This window comes from Enterobacter cloacae complex sp. IR5401 (assembly GCF_049238425.1).
GTDB lineage: Bacteria > Pseudomonadota > Gammaproteobacteria > Enterobacterales > Enterobacteriaceae > Enterobacter > Enterobacter hormaechei_C.
On the sequence record NZ_JBMKHN010000007.1, the window covers coordinates 258,691 to 276,461 of the forward strand.

The window sequence follows — 17,771 nt, forward strand, 5'->3', positions numbered from 1 at the left end:
CAACGCGCCGGAGCCTTTATGTTACACTGCGCACCTGAATGTTTCCCTGTGGTGTGCCCGTGGCTCAAAACTCCGTATTTCTTCCCGAACAATTCCTCGCACAGATGCGCGAGGCGCTTCCAGCTCATCTCTCTTTCGACGATTTCGTCGCCGCATGCCAGCGCCCTTTGCGCCGGAGTATTCGCGTCAATACGCTGAAAATCAGCGTCGGGGCGTTTCTGGATCTCGTCTCCCCCTACGGCTGGCAATTAACGCCAGTGCCGTGGTGTGAAGAGGGTTTCTGGATCGAACGGGATGACGAGGAGAGCCTGCCGCTCGGCAGCACCGCCGAGCACCTGAGCGGGCTGTTTTATATTCAGGAAGCCAGCTCCATGCTGCCGGTTGCTGCGCTGTTTGCCGACGGGAACCAGCCTGAGCGGGTTATGGATGTCGCGGCGGCGCCGGGCTCTAAAACCACGCAGATTGCCGCCCGGATGAACAACCGCGGCGCGATCCTCGCCAACGAATTTTCCGCCAGCCGCGTTAAAGTCCTGCATGCCAATATCAGCCGCTGCGGGATCCACAACGTCGCGTTAACGCACTTCGACGGTCGCGTGTTTGGCGCTGCCCTGCCGGAAGCCTTTGATGCCATCCTGCTCGACGCGCCCTGCTCCGGCGAAGGCGTGGTGCGTAAAGATCCTGATGCGTTAAAAAACTGGTCCGTTGAAAGCAACCTGGAGATCGCCGCCACGCAGCGCGAACTGATCGACAGCGCGTTTCATGCCCTGCGCCCAGGCGGGACGCTGGTTTACTCTACCTGCACGCTGAATCGCGATGAAAACGAGGACGTCTGCCTGTGGCTCAAGCAACGCTATGTGGATGCCGTCGAGTTTCTGCCGCTGGACACCCTCTTCGACTCGGCCAGCCATGCGGCCACGCCTGAAGGCTTCCTGCATGTCTTCCCGCAGATTTACGATTGCGAAGGCTTCTTTGTTGCCCGTCTGCGTAAAACCCGCGCCGTCGATCCCTTGCCTGCCCCTAAGTTTAAGGTCGGCAACTTCCCGTTCGCGCCGGTCAAAGGCCGTGAGGCGGCACAGGCGCAAGCGGCTGCGAGCAAAGTCGGCCTGCACTGGGATGAGAGCCTGCGCCTCTGGATGCGTGACAAAGAGCTGTGGCTGTTCCCGGTCAACATCGAACCGCTGATTGGTAAGGTGCGTTTCTCCCGCCTCGGTATTCGCCTGGCGGAGATCCACAACAAAGGCTATCGCTGGCAGCACGAAGCGGTCATTGCGCTGGCCGGCAGTGAGAACACCTTTGCCCTGACGCATCAGGAAGCGGAAGAGTGGTATCGCGGTCGTGACGTTTACCCGGAAGACGGCCCGTCACAGGATGAAGTCATCGTGACGTATCAGGGCTATCCGCTGGGGCTGGCGAAAAAAGTCGGCTCGCGGCTGAAAAACAGCTATCCGCGCGAACTGGTACGCGATGGCCGCCTGTTTACCGGTAACAACCGCAGCGCCTGAAAAAAAGCGCATTTTTTTACTGGCGATTTCGCTCTCCTTGTCTAGGATCAAAAATGGGTGACTGCACTGGTCATACCAGATTTTGGGCAACAAACCGGAGAGCATTATGACGAAAACCAGCGTACGCATTGGCGCTTTTGAAATCGACGACGCTGAATTGCGCGGCGAATCACAAGGCGAACGAACGTTAAGTATTCCCTGCAAATCCGATCCGGATTTGTGCATGCAGCTGGACGCCTGGGATGCAGATACCAGCGTCCCGGCAATCCTTGATGGGGAACATTCCGTTCTGTACCGTGAGCATTACGACAGTAAAACCGATGCCTGGGTCTTGCGTCTTGCCTGATCCAAAGAGAACCCGCCCGAAGGCGGGTTATTTATTACTGAAGCTGCGCCAGCGTCAGAAAGCCCCCGAATACTGCCCCCGTATCAATGTAGTGCAGATTGTTAAAATCGTAGCGTTTGTCCACAGGCGTATGTCCAAACCAGAAGTGATCCGCGCCGCTAATGCCCTGCCCTTTGCCCACCATAAAGCCCATTAACCGGTCGCGATCCCACAGCACGCGCTGGGCATCCACCGGCTTATGCCAGCCATATTCGGCGGAGGGATAATCCGCATGAGCAATCACGTTGAGACCGTTTTTGCAGGTTATTTCAATAATGTGCGGTAAGTCCCGACACGCGTCGAGTAAACCCTTCGCCTGTTTTTGTTGAGCGTCCTTAAGACCGGTAAACCAGTTACCACCATTTATCGACCAGAGACTAAAATCATTATTTTTAAGCGCATCTAACGCCATTTGCTCGTGATTACCGCGTACCGCATAAAACCAGTTTTCCTGCATCAGCTGTAAACATTTTACGCTGTCAGGCCCGCGGTCGATAATATCCCCCACCGAGATCAGCAGATCCGTATCAGGATTAAAATGTCGTCGTTTCAGCTCATCCATAAGCCACTGATAGCAACCATGAATATCGCTGACAACCCAGACATGACGCCAGTGTTCTCCCTCTATTTTCTGATACATAACGCCTCCTGTAAGAAGTATAGCTGCCACAGAAAATGTCATGAACTGGCGTCGGATTTCGCGAATCCAAACAAACCATAAACCAGCCGGAAATAAAGATCGCTGCGCTATTAATCCCTTATTCCCTGGCCTTTAAAATAGAGCGGAATAAAAAGAGGGATTTTCACGTGTCAAACATACACCTGCAAAACGATGTTTTTTATCCGCATCGCACAAATATTATTTCTGAACTGGTGAGAGGAAAACGCGTTCCCGGCCCAATCTGGCACAAACGTGATTACCGGTTAAAGTTTCTTCTACGCTCGCTTTTATTCTGGTCCTCCACCCATCGCATGCTGGAGGCCCTGTCCGGGCGCGATGATTTCGACAGGCTGCTCACCTCTCAAATTACCTTGCCGAGCAAAACTCACCGCCAGTATCTGATGCGCGGCCTGAACTCAAACGATCGGGCCGATGCTATCATCAGCCACTATCAGTGGATTGATAGTCTGAAAAACATCGCCCTCGCCCACGCGCTGACCAGCCCGCAAGAGGCGCCAGTTGTCCGGTTCGAGGCAAAAAACGGCGAAATCTATACCGTCCACGCCTCGTCCGCAGGTAAGGCCGAACGCGAAGGCGAAAGCACGCTTTGGCTGCACGACAATGACAATACGCTGCTTGCCAGCCTGACGTTCTGTGTCGCACGCAGTAACGGCCGTACGGTGCTGGTGATCGGCGGCCTTCAGGGTCCACGTCGTCATGTTTCACGGGAGGTGATTAAGCAGGCTACCCGTGCCTGCCATGGGCTTTTCCCGAAACGCGTGCTGATGGAGGTGATCTTCCAGCTTGCCTCACGCTCGAACATTAGCGCGATTTTTGCCGTCAGCGATGAAGGCCATGTTTTCCGCGCGCTGCGCTACCGTCTGAGCAAAGGCCGTCATTTTCACGCCAGCTACGACGAGTTCTGGGAAGGCCTGAACGGAAAGAAACTCTCCCCCTTCTGCTGGCAGTTGCCGCTCCAGATGGAGCGTAAAGCACTGGAGGAGATTGCCAGCAAAAAACGCGCCGAATACCGTCGCCGCTTTGCGTTACTTGATGATATTGCGGCTTCCGTACAGGCGCGCATTGATCCCGCAGTCGTCTCAGGCAAAATACAAACAAAAATTTAACAAAACAGCCAAAAAGGACTGGACTTACGCCTGCCGGGTTGTGGTATGTTTGAGGCAGGCGCACAGGAAGTGAACCTTCTGCTGAGACGAAAACCGGATTTTATCGTTTATTTTCATGCGGATAAAAAGAGACCGAATACGATTCCTGTTTCCGCTTCAACCAGTCTTTTTTGAATTTATTCAAACACTTACATATCAGAAACCCGTTTTTAACGGGTTTCAATGCTTACCAATACATCCATTCAAGATCAAACCGTTGCCATCTTTTTCGTGTGGGCGACGAGTGAACTTCGGGATCGCTTCGATTCGAAATCTCCCCAACTTTGCGTAGCTCCTTCCAGTTTCGTAACACGCTGCTTTACGCCTTCCCATACCATCAGCATAATCCCCACCGATCCGATTGTAAGACTTAACTAGCGCGCGCTACTTTTTCTCCCTGCCCTATACTTTCAGTCTGACATCCGACTGGAGGTTTCTATGTGTGGACGTTTTGCACAAGCACAAACCCGTGAAGAATATCTGGCCTACCTTGCCGATGAAGGCGATCGCGACATTGCATATGACCCGGAACCTATTAGCCGGTACAACGTGGCGCCCGGTACCAAAGTGCTGCTGCTGAGCGAACGCGATGAGCAGTTACATCTCGATCCGGTGTTCTGGGGCTACGCGCTCGGGTGGTGGGATAAAGCACCCCTGATAAACGCGCGCGTCGAAACCGCGGCCACCAGCAGAATGTTTAAACCTCTGTGGCAGCATGGCCGGGCGATCTGTTTTGCGGATGGATGGTTCGAATGGAAGAAGGAAGGCGACAAGAAACAACCCTACTTCATTCACCGGGCCGACGGGCATCCAATATTCATGGCGGCGATCGGCAGCACACCTTTTGAACGCGGCGATGAAGCTGAGGGCTTTCTGATCGTGACATCTGCTGCTGACAAAGGTCTGGTGTACATTCACGACCGCAGTCCTCTTGTTTTGTCACCAGAAGCCGCCCGGGAGTGGATGCGTCAGGATGTTGGCGGGAAGGAAGCCGAGGAGATAATTGCCGACGGAACAGTTCCCGCCGACAAGTTTATCTGGCACGCCGTTACGCGTGCCGTGGGGAATGTTAAGAACCAGGGGCAGGAACTAATCGAGGCAGCACAATAAAAAGTTAAAGAAACCAGGCGCGTTCTAAATGAGCGAGAAGTGAACATTTAGATAGGCATCGCCTTGCTATCCGCCCATATTAAAGCCGGATTTTTGAAAATCTCTGTAGACTTCCGGATTGTTGAAGGCCGGGAATTTAGCTTTATGGGCTGCTGATTCAATCGCTTCGCAATAGGCTTTATTACCATTGCTGGTTGATATTTTTAAAGCCGTGCCATCCTGAGCAAATTCAATATGCAACCTGCATTTTTTTCCCTTCCATTTCTGAGGCTCATCAAGTTTGTCATTTATTGCCGCCCTGATTGCCCGAGCTTGCTTACCCCATTCATCCTGATCATCCCAGCGTCCTGAACTGCAATTACCCGTAGCTGTGGTCTTATGGCAGTCAGAAGGATGCAACGGCGCACATCCCGCGACCAGGCTGAACGCAATGGTTGATATAACGATTTTCTGTACTGTATTAGACAATCCCATATCTTGCCCCTAAATCCCTTTAAACCTCAGCAATATTGGCACATTCTTCCTTCATTCTGCCATCTTTTCAACTACTAATTTTTTTGCAATAGCAATTCTTCGTCCCCTTCTGGAATAAAGCGGACCAAGACATCAAGAAAATTTATCGGACTCTAAGCAAATCTGAATATCTCGTGGTATATCGAGGCGACAGCATTTCTCGCTTCATTTGCCACTGCTGCTGTATTCCCTGCCCGGCAAAATAGAGCGTGCCCTTTCCGTCCTTTGCATTCAGGTGATCCAGCACCTCCATTAACTTCTCGCTACCAGCTCGAGGCGCACTATCGTCGAACAGATTGAGCTGGGCCACGCCCTGGCTGAAGAAGTCACCCAGCATGACGCCCGCTTTCTGGTACCGGTGACCGTCCTTCCATATTTTGTCCAGACACTTTACCGCGGCGTTGATGATGTCTCTGCTGTCCTGAGTTGGCGTGAGCAGTCTTATCGATGCGCTGTTTCCGTAATACGGCTCATTAAGGGCAAAAGGTGATGTCTTGACAAAAGCGGAGATAAAACGGCAGTACTGATGCTCACCACGTAGCTTCTCAGCACCACGGGCCGCATAGCTGCAAATAGCCTGCCTCATCTGCTCATAGTCTGTAATGCGTTCGCCAAACGATCGGCTGCATACAATTTCCTGCTTTACCGGCGCGAACTCCTCCAGATCCAGACATGGCTCGCCGCGCAGCTCTCGGACCGTTCGCTCGAGTACTACGTTAAAGTGTTTACGGATAATCCACGTGCTCTGCTCTGAAAGGTCCAGTGCGGTTTTGATGCCCATAGCGTTCAGCTTCTTGCTGATGCGCCGGCCAACGCCCCAGACATCCTCTACCGGCATCAGTGCCATTAACCTGCGCTGCCGGTCGACGTTTGAGAGATCGACCACGCCTCCCGTCTGCCGCTGCCATTTTTTCGCAGCATGGTTAGCCAGCTTAGCCAGCGTCTTGGTCTGCGCTATGCCGACGCCGACTGTAAGATGCGTCCGCTGTAAAATAGTCGCGCGGATCTCTTTCCCAAATTCAGTCAGGTCCCGGCAGTTTCTTACGCCAGTCAGATCGCAGAATGCTTCGTCTATGCTGTAAATTTCCACGCGCGGGCTCATTTCTTCCAGCGTGGTCATTACCCGGCTGGACATGTCTGCGTACAGCTCGTAGTTGCTGCTGAAGCAAACAACCCCAGCTCGCCGAAACAACTCCTTCTGCTTGAAGAACGGCTCACCCATCGCTATCCCGGCTGCCTTTGCCTCGGCGCTACGTGCTATTACGCACCCGTCATTATTCGACAGAACGACAACCGGCCGCCCGCGCAGATCGGGTCTGAACACCGTCTCGCAGCTGGCATAAAATGAGTTCACATCAACCAGGGCAAACATCACATCACCGGATTGTCGTCGTCATCCCTCGCATGATTGATGAAGAACGTCACCCTACCCAGCACTTCCACTTCTTCAAGCGCTGATCCCTCAATCGCTTCACCATCATCCGTAATTAGCGCCTTGCCCATCAGTTTTGCAAACTGCGTGTGGCCGTCGCACAAAATTAACAATACATCTCCTGGCCTTTTTTTCGTGGCTGGCTCAATGACTGCAAACCCAACATCTGTTTCAAGCACCCTGCTTTCGGCCCCTATGTTGCACAGAACGGATGGAGAAAGTTGGCGTTCGACGTAATCGGTAGCAGGTGATGCAAATCCCATCAGAGGACCCTCCCCATGTTTCTCAGGATCCAGTACCGGTTATCACTACCGTCTGTCGTCTTGTCAGCGAAGCCTGGCTGATTGCGCTCTATCCATGCATTGGCGTCGGCTCGGGTGAAGTGCCAGTTAAAACCACGCAACTTTTCTATAAAGCTGTCTGTTCTCAGGTAGCGGTAGCCCTTTGGGTTAAGCTCTATGGTCGCAATAAAGGCGGCCTGAATATCTGAAATTCGGGGCATAATCTGCACTCCCTTCACTGCTGTTTTTATATACAGTAGTTTCAAATGGAATGCAGATCAATTTGGGTTCGCCTATTAATTTTTAAGGCTGAATGTCTTCAGGCTGCTCTGTCAGTTCAAGAGAAGCTTCGGTAGCTCTTGTTTTCCAGATGCTATCCTCTGGCATATCGAGGCGAACGTCGATCCAGCTGTTGGCCGGAACATCCATAGGAGCCCCTTTTGTTTTGACGATCTCCCCTTCATCGCTCAGCATGTATTTCCGCTTAAAAAGCCGAATCGTCAGCCCACCGCTTTCTGTTTGCTCAGCTTCAACTACACCCAGTTCTCCCATTCCACCTGGGTCCATTGGCGGGAGCAATTGCCAACCTTCTGATGCCAGGCCTGCCGAGCCGATAAGAACATACACCCCAACATCCAGCCGCGAGATTTTGATCCCTTCAGCCTCGGCGTTCGCCGTACCGCAGCCACACCAGGCAAAACCAGCCTCGTCGATGTCTGCACGTTGACACTCTTCCTGACTTTTCACTATACGGGCAACTGGAGACGCTGCTTTGAGCGTGCCATCGCTGGCCTTTGTAGTATTACCCGTGGTGTAAAATTCATAATATGGGTAATAGGTAGAGTTCACCTTTGTTGATACAAAAATCCTGGGAACAGGTAGCTCATAGGAAGTGGCAATTCTTGTGAATGCATTAGCGCCGTAAACCTGATAATTGAGAATAACGCCTGAGTTATTTAAAGGATTTCCACTTGCACCAGCTATTGCTCTGTAAAATCCGCATGCCTGTTCATTTCCAGTCGGCAATGCTGCGCCGCCTAACCCAAAATCTCCTTCGGATAACATTTTTCCAGACGAGCTATACGCATCTCTGGTAGCACTACTTCCCAAAGCGAGGTTTGTGCGAGCGTCTTCCTTTGTTTTTGCACCGGTTCCGCCCTGGGAAACGCTGAGCGCTGTGGTCAGCCCGGAAAGACTGGTTATGTCGCTGTTTGCCCCTTTCTTCGCCAGTGATTTCTGGCCCGGTACGGTGACGGCAGTGCCGTTGATAGTGATGGTGACATCAGATGTCCCGTTCATTACATCAGCGAACCCGCTCATGTAGCGCTGGTACATCGTGAAGGTTTCAGCGATATCCTGCGCCAGCCCATCCACGCTCAGACTGTCACTCAGAAGAATGGCATATTTTGTTCCAGCAGGGATTGCAGGGTTAGCAGCTGGCGTAACGGTGAGAGAGGTTGCGCTTCCAATCGCGGTGATCTGGAAAACCTGCGCTGGGCTGGTCATTGCAATAACGGTACAGCCGTTACGAATAAGAGAACCAGCAGCAGTGAAGTTTGTGCCGGTACCTGTAAGGGTGTTTCCGCTGATGGCGATAGTGCCAGTGGTATAAATCATGTTTTCTCCAGGCAATAAAAAAATCCCGCCGGAGCGAGGTTGATTAAAAAGATAGTTTATTCAGACGTACATATCGGGTAGAACGGGAAGGTTCAGTGGCGTTACCGTGTCATTACCAAAAATTGCATACCGCTCGCGCCCAAGATATTTCCCACCCTGAACTGAAGCACTGCCGTTCTGTATTTTTATTCCAAACATTCGATACACATACATGCCATTTACTTCATGGGCCATCAGCCCGAATCTGCCCAGCGGAACATAACCTTTGCCGATGCTCACGGCATTTTTCGAAGGCGTCCAGAGCTGATTGAGGTAGACGAAGGGACGCCTGGTTGTTGAAAACGTGCAGGCTCCGGCTGCATTGAAGATGTTTAGCCCCGTGCCAGGCTGCGGCGCCACGCCACTGGCGAAGATGACAATATCTATCGTGCCGGTCGTCGGAGCATCATCGTTGGTGGATGGAGGGCTGAAGAACCTGACCGTGTTGCCATCGAAATCGACTGTATTACCGCTATTGCAGCGCCCAAAGACGATATATTTGGACTTGTCGTATCCCGCTATTGTGGGAACTGCCCAGCCGCCAGTGGGGACATTGACGGTCCCCTTCCAGATACACTGCCCTGACTGCGTGGCATTGGTAATCGCCAGGAAGTCAGTACTGTCATCAATAAGCAGGCCTTCTCCTTTACGCTGGCCAGGAGGAAATATCTGCCAGATGCTTCCGGGGAACGTGTACGTACTCTCACGCTCACTGATGCTTACGTCCTTCATCGTGGAGTTCTGCGTCACACGGCCACCGGATATGGTGACCGAGTTCATTTTATGAAGCAGCCCTGAATCAAGATAAGCCGTCGCGTGCGGGATAAACAGCACCTGCGCCCCGGAAACATAACCGGCAACATCAGCGTACTTGGCTTTCTGGTAGCCACTGTCAAAGTTGGCCCCAAACGACGGGCACCGAAGACCCGCCGTTATCTCCATCCGCTTTCCGCCATCATTCAGATCAATTAGTAGTCCTCTTGGCATGTTATGTCCATTCTCCAAGTACGATACGGCCGCCTCCGGTCAGGTTGATAGTTACACCATTACTGTCTATCACCGTCGCCTTGTTCGGCCCACTGAATCCAAAGTTACCCGTTGTGGCGTAAATCGAGCCGCGAACGGTCACGTTGTTAAACGTCGCGTAGCCAGATTTGTTGATGTGCCAGCCAACGTTCCCGGTGCCGTCCCAGGTTGAAGATTGAATGTAGTTACCTATTTTGGCATTGCTGATGGTACCGTCCTGGATGAACGTATCCCGGATGAAGGTCTGTCCGTTCTGGATAACGAACGGCAACGATACCGCCCCACCAGCCTGCGCCATTACCGCGAAACGGTCAGCCACAAACAGCACCTGTGATTGCATGCCAGATGGAGTATTCTCAACACCGATCCCCATTCCGGCGGCATACTGCTTTCCATTCGCGTCTACGGCAACCTTGATGCTGTACATCGCCTTCAGGTCGCCGTTGACGTTCGCAATGGCCTGCGCGTTGGTGGTGATCGCTGAAGTGTGCCCGTTGATGGTCGCCGTGATGCCGTTTATCTGCGTGGCGGTGGCCTGCTGGTAATCGGAGAACGTCTGATTCAGGCTGTTGATGGATGCCTTGTTGCCGTTCACGTCAGTCTGCAAACTTAGCAGCGAACGTGCTGTTGCCTCCCTGTCGCTTGCCATGACGTTATCAATACGATCGATGCCGGCCTTGCTGTCACCGTACTGCGCACTGAGTCTCACCCGCTGATCAACCTGCGCCAGCGTACTCGTTATTAGCGCGATAGCGTTATTCTGGATGCCGCCGCTGGCAGTATCGGTTCTTGCTCCCAGCTCCTCCAGGCGGGATGCCATTGATGAAGTCGTGTCTGTGACAACCTGTCGCAACGTGGTGATATCAGCAGTGTTTTGTGAGCTGGATTGTTCAGCTGCATCTGCCTTACCTGATGCAGCGTCAGCTTTACTCGAAGCCGAATCAGCTTTATCAGAAATGACCTGAGTACTCGCAGTGAGCTGATCAACAGCAGTAGCCCTTGCCTGAGCTTCATCTGACAGAGCCTGCCTTACCTCGGTAACTCCCGCCTCGTTCTGCGCAGTTTTTGCCTCAAGACGGGTAACATCCGTTACGCGCGCCTCCGTTTCAGTAGCGATCACCTCCCGGAGCTGTTCGAATGTCGCAGAGTTAGCGCCCTGTTGGGCTGTCTGGCGCACGACAACATCGGCAATAGCCAGCGCGTTTCCGATGATTGCTTCAGCGGTCTGCTTGTTCGAGCCAACCGCAGCAGCAAGGCCGTCTGCGTTCTCTTTGATTGCATCAGCCAGTTCTGCCAGTTTTCCGCTGCTGTCCACCGCGTTCTCGATCAAGTCTTTGAACGTATCGGAGCCTTTCATGTCCTCCAGGATTGCATCGGTGATATCGGATACATCGATGCTGGCCTGCCCGCGCACCCAGTCGGTCCATCCACTCTGATTCCCGATCCTGTCGACAAGCCGCGCCTGGTACCAGAATTCCTGCCCCGCCTTCAGCCCCATCTGCTGATAAAGTTTCTGCGGATACGGTACAGATGCCAAAAGCATCGGATTCGAACCGTCAGCGGCAATGCTGTATTGCAGTTCAGTACTCAGGGTGTCGCCAGTATTAGCCGGGAATCCCCAGGTGACGTTGATTCCGAATACGACGTCTTCGGAGGCCTTAAGCCCGACAGGTTTGGGTACCTCACCCGCGCGTCCCTTCAGGTGTGTAAGCGTGGAAGTTGCCCAGAGACTCGATGCACCGCCGGAGTTGATCGCGCGTACACGGACCAGATAATCACCCTCGAAGATGCCAGGCACTTCGATATTGCGAAGACCGGTCTCCGGTACGTTAACCCACTCATTGTCGCCGCGCTTCCACTGCACCCGATAGGCTATGACATCCGCCTGTGGTTTGCCGTTCTTGTCGACCGGCGCATCCCAGGATGCCGTCAGGGTAGCCACTCGCTGCCCCTGGCGCACTGCGTCATATCTCGCTACCACGATATTGGTCGGCTGGTTGACGAGGCCGGTTGGTATCAGACTAATTGGCGGCGTGTCCAGGCGGGCATTGTTATCGACCGCATCATATTTTGATGCATTATATTCGGCCCCGGTGATTGTGAAGGTGTTTTCTTCATCATCAAATCTCAGGTTCGTAACGCGGAAGTATTGCAGGCGCAACTGCCCGGCATCGATGACGAATACAGCGTTGGGTAACGGCTCTGCCGTGAAAGGCGTGGCAACCACCAGCTGCGTGCCGTTTACGGCCTGGATCACCCTGCTTTCAACGGTACCGCCCCGTGTGCGGATCATCAGTGTGTCACCCGCAACGGCACTGGTTCCCCGATCGGTTGTCACAGCCTTCAACCCGGCGTTATATCCGGTTATACGCCCGCCATAAACACGCCCTGAAAGGCGTTCGTCGGCAAATGCAAACACGGTACCCGGCACGTAGACATAGCCATCAAGCCCGGTCTGTAGCGTGATAATCCGGTCGAGTGAGTTGGAGTACACAGCCCACCCGCCACGGCGCTGTGCTTCGCTCTCGCGCGTACAGCCGATCGCGGTGATCTGCGTCTGCTTAAACTTGAACTGCTTAACCAGGTCCGGGAACATCACCGCTGTTGTGCGGTCCTGATAGTGATTGTCAGGGTCGCTGAAGTTAATTAGCGCGCTGGAGAAGCGGGTCTTTTCACTGCCGCTCGAGTAAACCGGTTTGCCCACCACCGAAGCGCGGGTAAGGATTTGCAGCTTCGACGTATCCGCCGGCATGTCCGAGACAACATTGAACATATTGTTGCCCCAGAACGTCATGCCATTGAACCCTGCGGCGATGTCTTTGATTACCTGCCACGCATCAGCCTGCGACTGGATGTAGACATCAAACATGAAGCGCGGCTCGGTACCGTCGCCACCCTTCCCGTCAGGTACTTTCTGATCGCAACGCTGGGCAATACGGTAAAGCTCCCACTTATCCAGCATCTGCGCCGTGACGCGTCGGCCAAGTCCGAAACGCGGCTCAGTGAGCACATCGAACCAGATCCATGCTGGGTTATTCGTCCAGCCCCACTTAAACGTCCCGTCCCATGTGCCGCTATAGGTTCGGGCTATCGGATCGTAATTCGAAGGGATGCGGATAATGCGCCCCTTAGGTTTACAGGAAACCTTTGGGATATTGTTGAACGATTTGGCGTTGAACGACACATACAGCAGCGCCGTGTGGGGATAACGCAGGCGCGCATCAATCACCTCATTGATCGCCTGTACCTGCGTTTTGTTCTGCAACATCTGGCTGGTGCTGTCGTCGGTGTCGCGGACCACGCGAATCTGCCAGCCCGTACTGGCTTTCGGAAGATTAATGCGATGGGTGAGTTCATAGAGCGAACTGAGTTTCTCTGTCACGGTCCTTGTCATGACCGTAGAGAACGCACCACCATCTACAGCAAGATCGATATGGTATTTTACGGTAGTGCCGACAATATCCCCGTCGTTTTCCTGTTGCTGCAAACCCGGGATACCAATGCGAACGAGCACAGCGTCAATCTGGGTGTTACTCAGCGCGCGCGTCCAGGGCGTGGCTTTTGTCAGAGATACGCCAACCGTAGTTTCGTTCTCCACTGCGGGAAAACCCGGAATCGGCGTCTGGGTCTGTGTTCCCGGACGAAATTCCCAGGAAACATTTTCAAAGTTCATCGTTCCGTCGGCGTTTCCCAGGGGCGTACCGTCCAGGAAAATGCTGGTCGCATCCAGACCACCAGCAAACTCACCTTCCCCGAGCGCCAGCAGCATGCGGCAGCGCGCCATTGACTGCGCAGAATCAGGTTGTTCTACAGGTGTGTGCTGCTTCTGGCTGCCACCCTTTGCACCAGTGATCGCTTCCATATTACATCCATAAAAAAAGCACCCGACTGGGTGCTTGATAATCAGAAAGGAGTTTTCAGATGTCTTCAGCGACTATGCCTGCACTGATGATGGCGCCGCCGATCTCTCGCTCACCATAAAGAAGCGCGACCGGGTTTCCCATCGCAAGGGTATTCACTGAACCACCGAAGGCATAAGAGGGTTTATTGTCAGGATCGTCTCGCCCCTGTAACCCTTTGGGCTGGGGAGAAAGCATCTGGTAGATGCCGCCGGCCATCATACCGATGCCAGCAGAAATCATGGCTCCGCCTACTGGTGTAGCCCAGCTGTACGAAAGGCCTGTCACCACGATACCCGCGACGACCATTACAGCGCCAAGGATCGTCTGGAATAATCCTGCTTTTTTTGCCCCCTCCATTACAGGAGCAATACGAATATCGCTGTCACCACCCAGCTCCTTGAAATCCTGTTCTCCGATGTTGCGTTTGCCACGAAACACCGCGAAGGTCATGCCGTTTTTTTTGGCATTCATCAGAAAGCTTTCCAGTCCGTCGAAGTTGATACACAGAGCTTTGACAGCTTCGGCAGATGTCTGCACTGCCAGCCGGTGAACGCGCCCAAACCGGGCGCCCAGTGCGCCATACAATCGAATCGTGGTTAAACGCGCCATGGCTTTATCTCCTGCGGCAAGTTTTTGTGACGAACGCAGATCATCGTGCGGTCTTTGAAATAGCCTCTGGAATATGGGGTAATGCATGAAGGCTGGCCGTAAAGATGGTGGAGTAGTTCACCTTCTTCAGTGATGATGCCCGCATGGTTCCACTTATCGGAATCAACCTGCATGATAACCATACAGCCTGGTGCCGGATCGCACTCGACGAACCCTTCCCGCTCCCAGTTTTCGAAATAGAGGTTGTCCGGGTACTGGCTTTCCCACCATGGGTAATCGACGCGAAAATCGTTCAGCGTGACGCCCTGGATGGCATGCCAGTCCATAATCAGACCCCAACAGTCATTCGAGCCCAGGATAAACGGACGCCCAATAAGCGGCACCGCCTCCGGCATTATCTCGGCGTATTCATCGCTGTCAGGTGAGTAAATACCCCAGATCACGCCGGAGTTGTTGCACTGCTGGCGGTCCAGATCGGACGGAATAGGCCGGGCACCGTCGCCCGGGTGGGAGTGGATGACGCGAATAATCGTCCCGATATCTTCGGCGTTAGCCCAGTGCTCGCCGTCGATGCGAAAATGCTCTGTCGGAATTTCGTGCGTATTCGGCACAGGAATGTAGCGCTGGCGACGGCCAGACTGAATAACGAGGCCACAGCACTCACGCGGGGATTCCTCCAGTGCATGCGCCCGGATAGCTGCCATTATGGTTTTATTCATTGGTACGTCCGGTTATCGGATAAAGAGAACGGTTGCCGGGAAGCCACCAAAATCGAGGATTGCCGCGTCAGGGTCTGCCAGGCCAGCGCCAAATCGTTTACGGCAGTCACTGAGGCAGCCGCCGCACACATCCAGCGCCGGGTCAGCGACAGGATTACCCTTCGCATCAAAATACGCCGTGCCGTTGTAGGTGCAGCCGTCGCCGCTACGGTATTGCCCGCGCAGCGCCCACTCGCAGAGAGAGGTGATTTGCCGTGCAGGAATGACCAGATTTTGCAAATCGGCCGGGCTGCTGAGTGACCAGGTAACTACCTCGTCGTCTTCGGAGGTTTTGGTGTCAAGCCAGAAGGTTTGAATCGTGAACATTGACGAATCAGCTGTAGGATTTACACCGCCAGGGTAATTTACGGCATCGAGATAGACCGCATAGGTATCGATAATGCTCACTTTGGCGTTAACCATGTCCTTAAATTGCAGGCACAGCGCAGTGATATGGCCGTCAAGGTTTGAGACGCTTAGGGTGGGCTCCGCCGCCTGGTCTGTTGAAAGCTCCAGGCCTGAAACCTGAAACGGCCAAAAATCGTAGGTATTGCCACCGAAGACGATTGGCTTGGGTCCGAGCTTTTGTTCATCTCCATTGGCAACATCGATCTCTTCGGGGGTATGGGGGAAAGGTGCGTAGTGGAATCGGTGGATCCCGCCACTGAACTCTGAGGCGTCAACTTCAACCAGGCGGACCCTGCCACCCGGAGCCAGCATCGCCGCCTGATCGACTAATGCCATTATGCGTACACTCCGTAAGCCCGTTTGATGGTGAACGTCAACTCAGCATATTTGCTGCTGATCTGCGTTTTACGAACCGAATCGGCTACGACGCGGTAAAGCCCCTTTTCTTCACCTGGCGGCGTAATGATGAAAGCCTTCACGGTATGAGCAAGGAGGAAATCACGAATCCTGTCCACTTCCGATTCTGCGCCTGTGTGCTTCATAGGGATCTGAATAGCCGTGCTGTTAATACCGTTATCAGCAACCTGCTCATAGCCATCACCGAACTGCGCTGCGCGTACCGCCTGGCTATATTCAATCGCGCCAGCACCGAGCTGAGAGCGCCAGCTATATGTTTCAGCTGCCATATATACTCCATAAAAAAAGCCCCGCATTTGCGAGGCTTAATCTGGTTGAAAGTATGGGAGGGAAGGTTATCAGACCATTTTGATTTAACTACCATTCATTTCTACGAGCCGGTAATCAGTCTTCCCATCCTTGTCTTCAATACATTCGGCCCTGAATTTCTGTTCAAGACCAAATTTATTTTTGGCGCTAAACTCCTGCGTGACGTAAAACTTACCGTCGTCACCGAGCCATCTGTTCGAGCCAAACACCGACATATCCAGAGTGCTTTTGTTAATGACTGACATCCTTACGTATGATTCACAGGCATCGCGAAGCTCATCCAGTTTTTTATCCGTAAGTTCCTTGGCTTCTTTTTGCTTCTTTTCTTGCTCAGTTGGTTTATTAACCAACGCAGCGACAATAATCACAACAACAAGAAGAAGTAACATACCTATTGTCTTTAAGGTTTTTCTTAGCATCTTTTTAAGCATTATCATATCCTTTGCGGTGTGTTGTATAGGTCGCAGCAGCCTTACAAAAAACAAATTGGCGACTATACCCAAATTAGTATGCCAGCACTCTTAAATGAGTTAGCAAGCAGCCCTATAAAACATCAACCCAAAACCCTTTTTCAACCTTGCGAATAATAATTCCGCAATCCTTCGCCATAGCATCAAGAACATCAGAAATTAACTCCATTTCTCTGACTGACTCCCACTTTCCGTAGTTATCAAAAATTTTCCGACAGACTTCATTTAGGCTTTCAATATATGGATGCAACCAGATGATTTCATTTCCTTTCAGCGCTTCATTATTAGCATAATTAATCCCTTTGGCCTCACAATCCCCCAAGAAATAGGCTGCAAATTTTAGCGACGTTGAAATTAAATCATAAACCTCTTTCAAAACCTTATCTACATTATGATGAAACCTATATTCAAATTTTGCGTTGAAAATATTAGTGCGTAATTTTTCAGCGCAACCAATGAACGTTTCTTCATATAGCTTGTTATTATCAAAACCAATTGTGCCGGTAATCCTTGTAGCACAATACTCTTCAATGACTGACAACCAACATTCACCACGAAGATTTTCATGGATATCAGAATATCTATGATTTAGGGCTCTACCAGGAAATGACCTATCTAGCGCGCCACAATTGGAGACATGACCGCACTCATGAGCAATGATGGCAAGGGCTTGCTGAAATGCATCACCACGAAGGTCATTGTCAAGAATGCCCTCGATAAAAGCCGCATTAAGAACAATATGACTTTTTACCGTTCCGTTGCGCAAAACCATTGGCGTCATTGCAACACCAACAACTTCCCCCGATGAAGGTTGCAACTTAGTATCGGTTTCAATGCCGCGATCCAAGGAAAGAAGAGCATTTTCGTAAAAATAGCTTATGGTGACACCATCAAGATAGCTAAGATCAATGAACTTAGATAATGCTCTTATAATTTCCCCAACATTATCCCCAACCTTTCTTGCATCTTCCTCCTTGTTATAACCAGAAATGCTTAGGTTAAATGGACCAAGCTCTTCCCACCCATTGCGTTCCATGACAACCTCCATAAATATATGACTTTGAATCGCCACGCGTTTAACAGACACCTCAGAGTCATTTAAGATGACTTAAAGAGAGGTGCCCATGAGCGGTAAGCGTTATCCTGAAGAGTTTAAAACTGAAGCA

General features: G+C 52.2%; 18 protein-coding genes. 4 read left to right on the top strand and 14 right to left on the bottom strand.

The window, feature by feature from the left end; all coding sequences use genetic code 11:
• Positions 1–38: 38 nt before the first annotated feature.
• The gene (gene rsmF, locus ACOTX1_RS13270; protein WP_023314333.1) at positions 39–1,502 is read left to right on the top strand and encodes a 16S rRNA (cytosine(1407)-C(5))-methyltransferase RsmF; all 1,464 of its coding nucleotides are present in this window, start codon (positions 39–41) and stop codon (positions 1,500–1,502) included.
• 106 nt (positions 1,503–1,608) lie between these two features.
• A complete protein-coding gene (locus tag ACOTX1_RS13275; RefSeq protein ID WP_003859885.1) occupies positions 1,609–1,848 on the top strand; it encodes a YebV family protein in 240 nt (79 codons plus the stop codon).
• Between the two features lie 34 nt (positions 1,849–1,882).
• Here the strand turns inward: ACOTX1_RS13275 and pphA are convergent, their stop codons facing one another.
• Positions 1,883–2,527 (bottom strand): protein-serine/threonine phosphatase, encoded by a 645-nt coding sequence (gene pphA / locus ACOTX1_RS13280; RefSeq protein WP_023314334.1) that lies wholly within the window; start codon positions 2,525–2,527, stop codon positions 1,883–1,885.
• Positions 2,528–2,694: 167 nt separating this feature from the next.
• On the opposite strand from pphA, the gene ACOTX1_RS13285 reads away from it, so the two are divergent.
• Positions 2,695–3,675: a VirK/YbjX family protein gene (locus tag ACOTX1_RS13285; protein WP_023314335.1), complete on the top strand. Its 981-nt coding sequence runs from the start codon at positions 2,695–2,697 to the stop codon at positions 3,673–3,675.
• 477 nt (positions 3,676–4,152) lie between these two features.
• On the top strand, positions 4,153–4,824 hold the full coding sequence (locus tag ACOTX1_RS13290) for an SOS response-associated peptidase (protein WP_263521543.1): 672 nt from the start codon (positions 4,153–4,155) through the stop codon (positions 4,822–4,824).
• Positions 4,825–4,890: 66 nt separating this feature from the next.
• Here the strand turns inward: ACOTX1_RS13290 and ACOTX1_RS13295 are convergent, their stop codons facing one another.
• The 13 genes from ACOTX1_RS13295 to ACOTX1_RS13355 all read right to left on the bottom strand — a co-directional run bounded on the left by ACOTX1_RS13295 (position 4,891) and on the right by ACOTX1_RS13355 (position 17,641).
• Entirely contained in the window at positions 4,891–5,298 is a 408-nt protein-coding gene (locus ACOTX1_RS13295) for a cell envelope integrity TolA C-terminal domain-containing protein (protein ID WP_032666022.1), read from the bottom strand.
• Between the two features lie 142 nt (positions 5,299–5,440).
• Positions 5,441–6,709, bottom strand: a complete 1,269-nt coding sequence (locus ACOTX1_RS13300; RefSeq protein ID WP_232969678.1) for a Y-family DNA polymerase — start codon at positions 6,707–6,709, stop codon at positions 5,441–5,443.
• Positions 6,709–7,032: a hypothetical protein gene (locus ACOTX1_RS13305; protein WP_232969677.1), complete on the bottom strand. Its 324-nt coding sequence runs from the start codon at positions 7,030–7,032 to the stop codon at positions 6,709–6,711. The genes ACOTX1_RS13300 and ACOTX1_RS13305 overlap by 1 nt, the downstream gene beginning before the upstream one ends.
• Positions 7,032–7,271 carry a hypothetical protein gene (locus tag ACOTX1_RS13310; RefSeq protein ID WP_232969676.1) on the bottom strand — a complete coding sequence of 80 codons (240 nt, stop codon included), beginning with the start codon at positions 7,269–7,271 and terminating at the stop codon, positions 7,032–7,034. The genes ACOTX1_RS13305 and ACOTX1_RS13310 overlap by 1 nt, the downstream gene beginning before the upstream one ends.
• Positions 7,272–7,353: 82 nt before the next feature.
• Entirely contained in the window at positions 7,354–8,667 is a 1,314-nt protein-coding gene (locus ACOTX1_RS13315) for a phage tail protein (RefSeq protein WP_253161869.1), read from the bottom strand.
• Positions 8,668–8,727: 60 nt separating this feature from the next.
• Positions 8,728–9,693 carry a DUF6453 family protein gene (locus ACOTX1_RS13320; RefSeq protein WP_059476497.1) on the bottom strand — a complete coding sequence of 322 codons (966 nt, stop codon included), beginning with the start codon at positions 9,691–9,693 and terminating at the stop codon, positions 8,728–8,730.
• Between the two features lies 1 nt (position 9,694).
• A complete protein-coding gene (locus ACOTX1_RS13325) occupies positions 9,695–13,594 on the bottom strand; it encodes a phage tail protein (RefSeq protein WP_232969754.1) in 3,900 nt (1,299 codons plus the stop codon).
• A 55-nt stretch (positions 13,595–13,649) separates the two neighbouring features.
• The gene (locus ACOTX1_RS13330; RefSeq protein ID WP_045346858.1) at positions 13,650–14,243 is read right to left on the bottom strand and encodes a tail assembly protein; all 594 of its coding nucleotides are present in this window, start codon (positions 14,241–14,243) and stop codon (positions 13,650–13,652) included.
• The gene (locus ACOTX1_RS13335; protein WP_045346860.1) at positions 14,231–14,962 is read right to left on the bottom strand and encodes a C40 family peptidase; all 732 of its coding nucleotides are present in this window, start codon (positions 14,960–14,962) and stop codon (positions 14,231–14,233) included. The genes ACOTX1_RS13330 and ACOTX1_RS13335 overlap by 13 nt, the downstream gene beginning before the upstream one ends.
• Before the next feature lie 12 nt (positions 14,963–14,974).
• Positions 14,975–15,745, bottom strand: coding sequence for a phage minor tail protein L (locus ACOTX1_RS13340; RefSeq protein ID WP_045892372.1), 771 nt, complete (start codon positions 15,743–15,745; stop codon positions 14,975–14,977).
• Positions 15,745–16,095 carry a phage tail protein gene (locus ACOTX1_RS13345; RefSeq protein WP_045892371.1) on the bottom strand — a complete coding sequence of 117 codons (351 nt, stop codon included), beginning with the start codon at positions 16,093–16,095 and terminating at the stop codon, positions 15,745–15,747. Before ACOTX1_RS13345 ends, ACOTX1_RS13340 begins: the two co-directional genes overlap by 1 nt.
• A gap of 84 nt (positions 16,096–16,179) precedes the next feature.
• Positions 16,180–16,566, bottom strand: a complete 387-nt coding sequence (locus tag ACOTX1_RS13350; protein ID WP_045892369.1) for a hypothetical protein — start codon at positions 16,564–16,566, stop codon at positions 16,180–16,182.
• A 112-nt stretch (positions 16,567–16,678) separates the two neighbouring features.
• Positions 16,679–17,641, bottom strand: coding sequence for a hypothetical protein (locus tag ACOTX1_RS13355; RefSeq protein WP_052696119.1), 963 nt, complete (start codon positions 17,639–17,641; stop codon positions 16,679–16,681).
• Between the last annotated feature and the right edge of the window lie 130 nt (positions 17,642–17,771).

Excerpts from the sequence above, each read along its gene's own strand:
- rsmF (WP_023314333.1), top strand. The coding sequence starts at position 39 with ATGTTTCCCTGTGGTGTGCCCGTGGCTCAAAACTCCGTATTTCTTCCC.
- ACOTX1_RS13275 (WP_003859885.1), top strand. The coding sequence starts at position 1,609 with ATGACGAAAACCAGCGTACGCATTGGCGCTTTTGAAATCGACGACGCT.
- pphA (WP_023314334.1), bottom strand. The coding sequence starts at position 2,527 with ATGTATCAGAAAATAGAGGGAGAACACTGGCGTCATGTCTGGGTTGTC.
- ACOTX1_RS13290 (WP_263521543.1), top strand. The coding sequence starts at position 4,153 with ATGTGTGGACGTTTTGCACAAGCACAAACCCGTGAAGAATATCTGGCC.
- ACOTX1_RS13295 (WP_032666022.1), bottom strand. The coding sequence starts at position 5,298 with ATGGGATTGTCTAATACAGTACAGAAAATCGTTATATCAACCATTGCG.
- ACOTX1_RS13300 (WP_232969678.1), bottom strand. The coding sequence starts at position 6,709 with ATGTTTGCCCTGGTTGATGTGAACTCATTTTATGCCAGCTGCGAGACG.
- ACOTX1_RS13305 (WP_232969677.1), bottom strand. The coding sequence starts at position 7,032 with ATGGGATTTGCATCACCTGCTACCGATTACGTCGAACGCCAACTTTCT.
- ACOTX1_RS13310 (WP_232969676.1), bottom strand. The coding sequence starts at position 7,271 with ATGCCCCGAATTTCAGATATTCAGGCCGCCTTTATTGCGACCATAGAG.
- ACOTX1_RS13315 (WP_253161869.1), bottom strand. The coding sequence starts at position 8,667 with ATGATTTATACCACTGGCACTATCGCCATCAGCGGAAACACCCTTACA.
- ACOTX1_RS13320 (WP_059476497.1), bottom strand. The coding sequence starts at position 9,693 with ATGCCAAGAGGACTACTAATTGATCTGAATGATGGCGGAAAGCGGATG.
- ACOTX1_RS13325 (WP_232969754.1), bottom strand. The coding sequence starts at position 13,594 with ATGGAAGCGATCACTGGTGCAAAGGGTGGCAGCCAGAAGCAGCACACA.
- ACOTX1_RS13330 (WP_045346858.1), bottom strand. The coding sequence starts at position 14,243 with ATGGCGCGTTTAACCACGATTCGATTGTATGGCGCACTGGGCGCCCGG.
- ACOTX1_RS13335 (WP_045346860.1), bottom strand. The coding sequence starts at position 14,962 with ATGAATAAAACCATAATGGCAGCTATCCGGGCGCATGCACTGGAGGAA.
- ACOTX1_RS13340 (WP_045892372.1), bottom strand. The coding sequence starts at position 15,745 with ATGGCATTAGTCGATCAGGCGGCGATGCTGGCTCCGGGTGGCAGGGTC.
- ACOTX1_RS13345 (WP_045892371.1), bottom strand. The coding sequence starts at position 16,095 with ATGGCAGCTGAAACATATAGCTGGCGCTCTCAGCTCGGTGCTGGCGCG.
- ACOTX1_RS13350 (WP_045892369.1), bottom strand. The coding sequence starts at position 16,566 with ATGCTTAAAAAGATGCTAAGAAAAACCTTAAAGACAATAGGTATGTTA.
- ACOTX1_RS13355 (WP_052696119.1), bottom strand. The coding sequence starts at position 17,641 with ATGGAACGCAATGGGTGGGAAGAGCTTGGTCCATTTAACCTAAGCATT.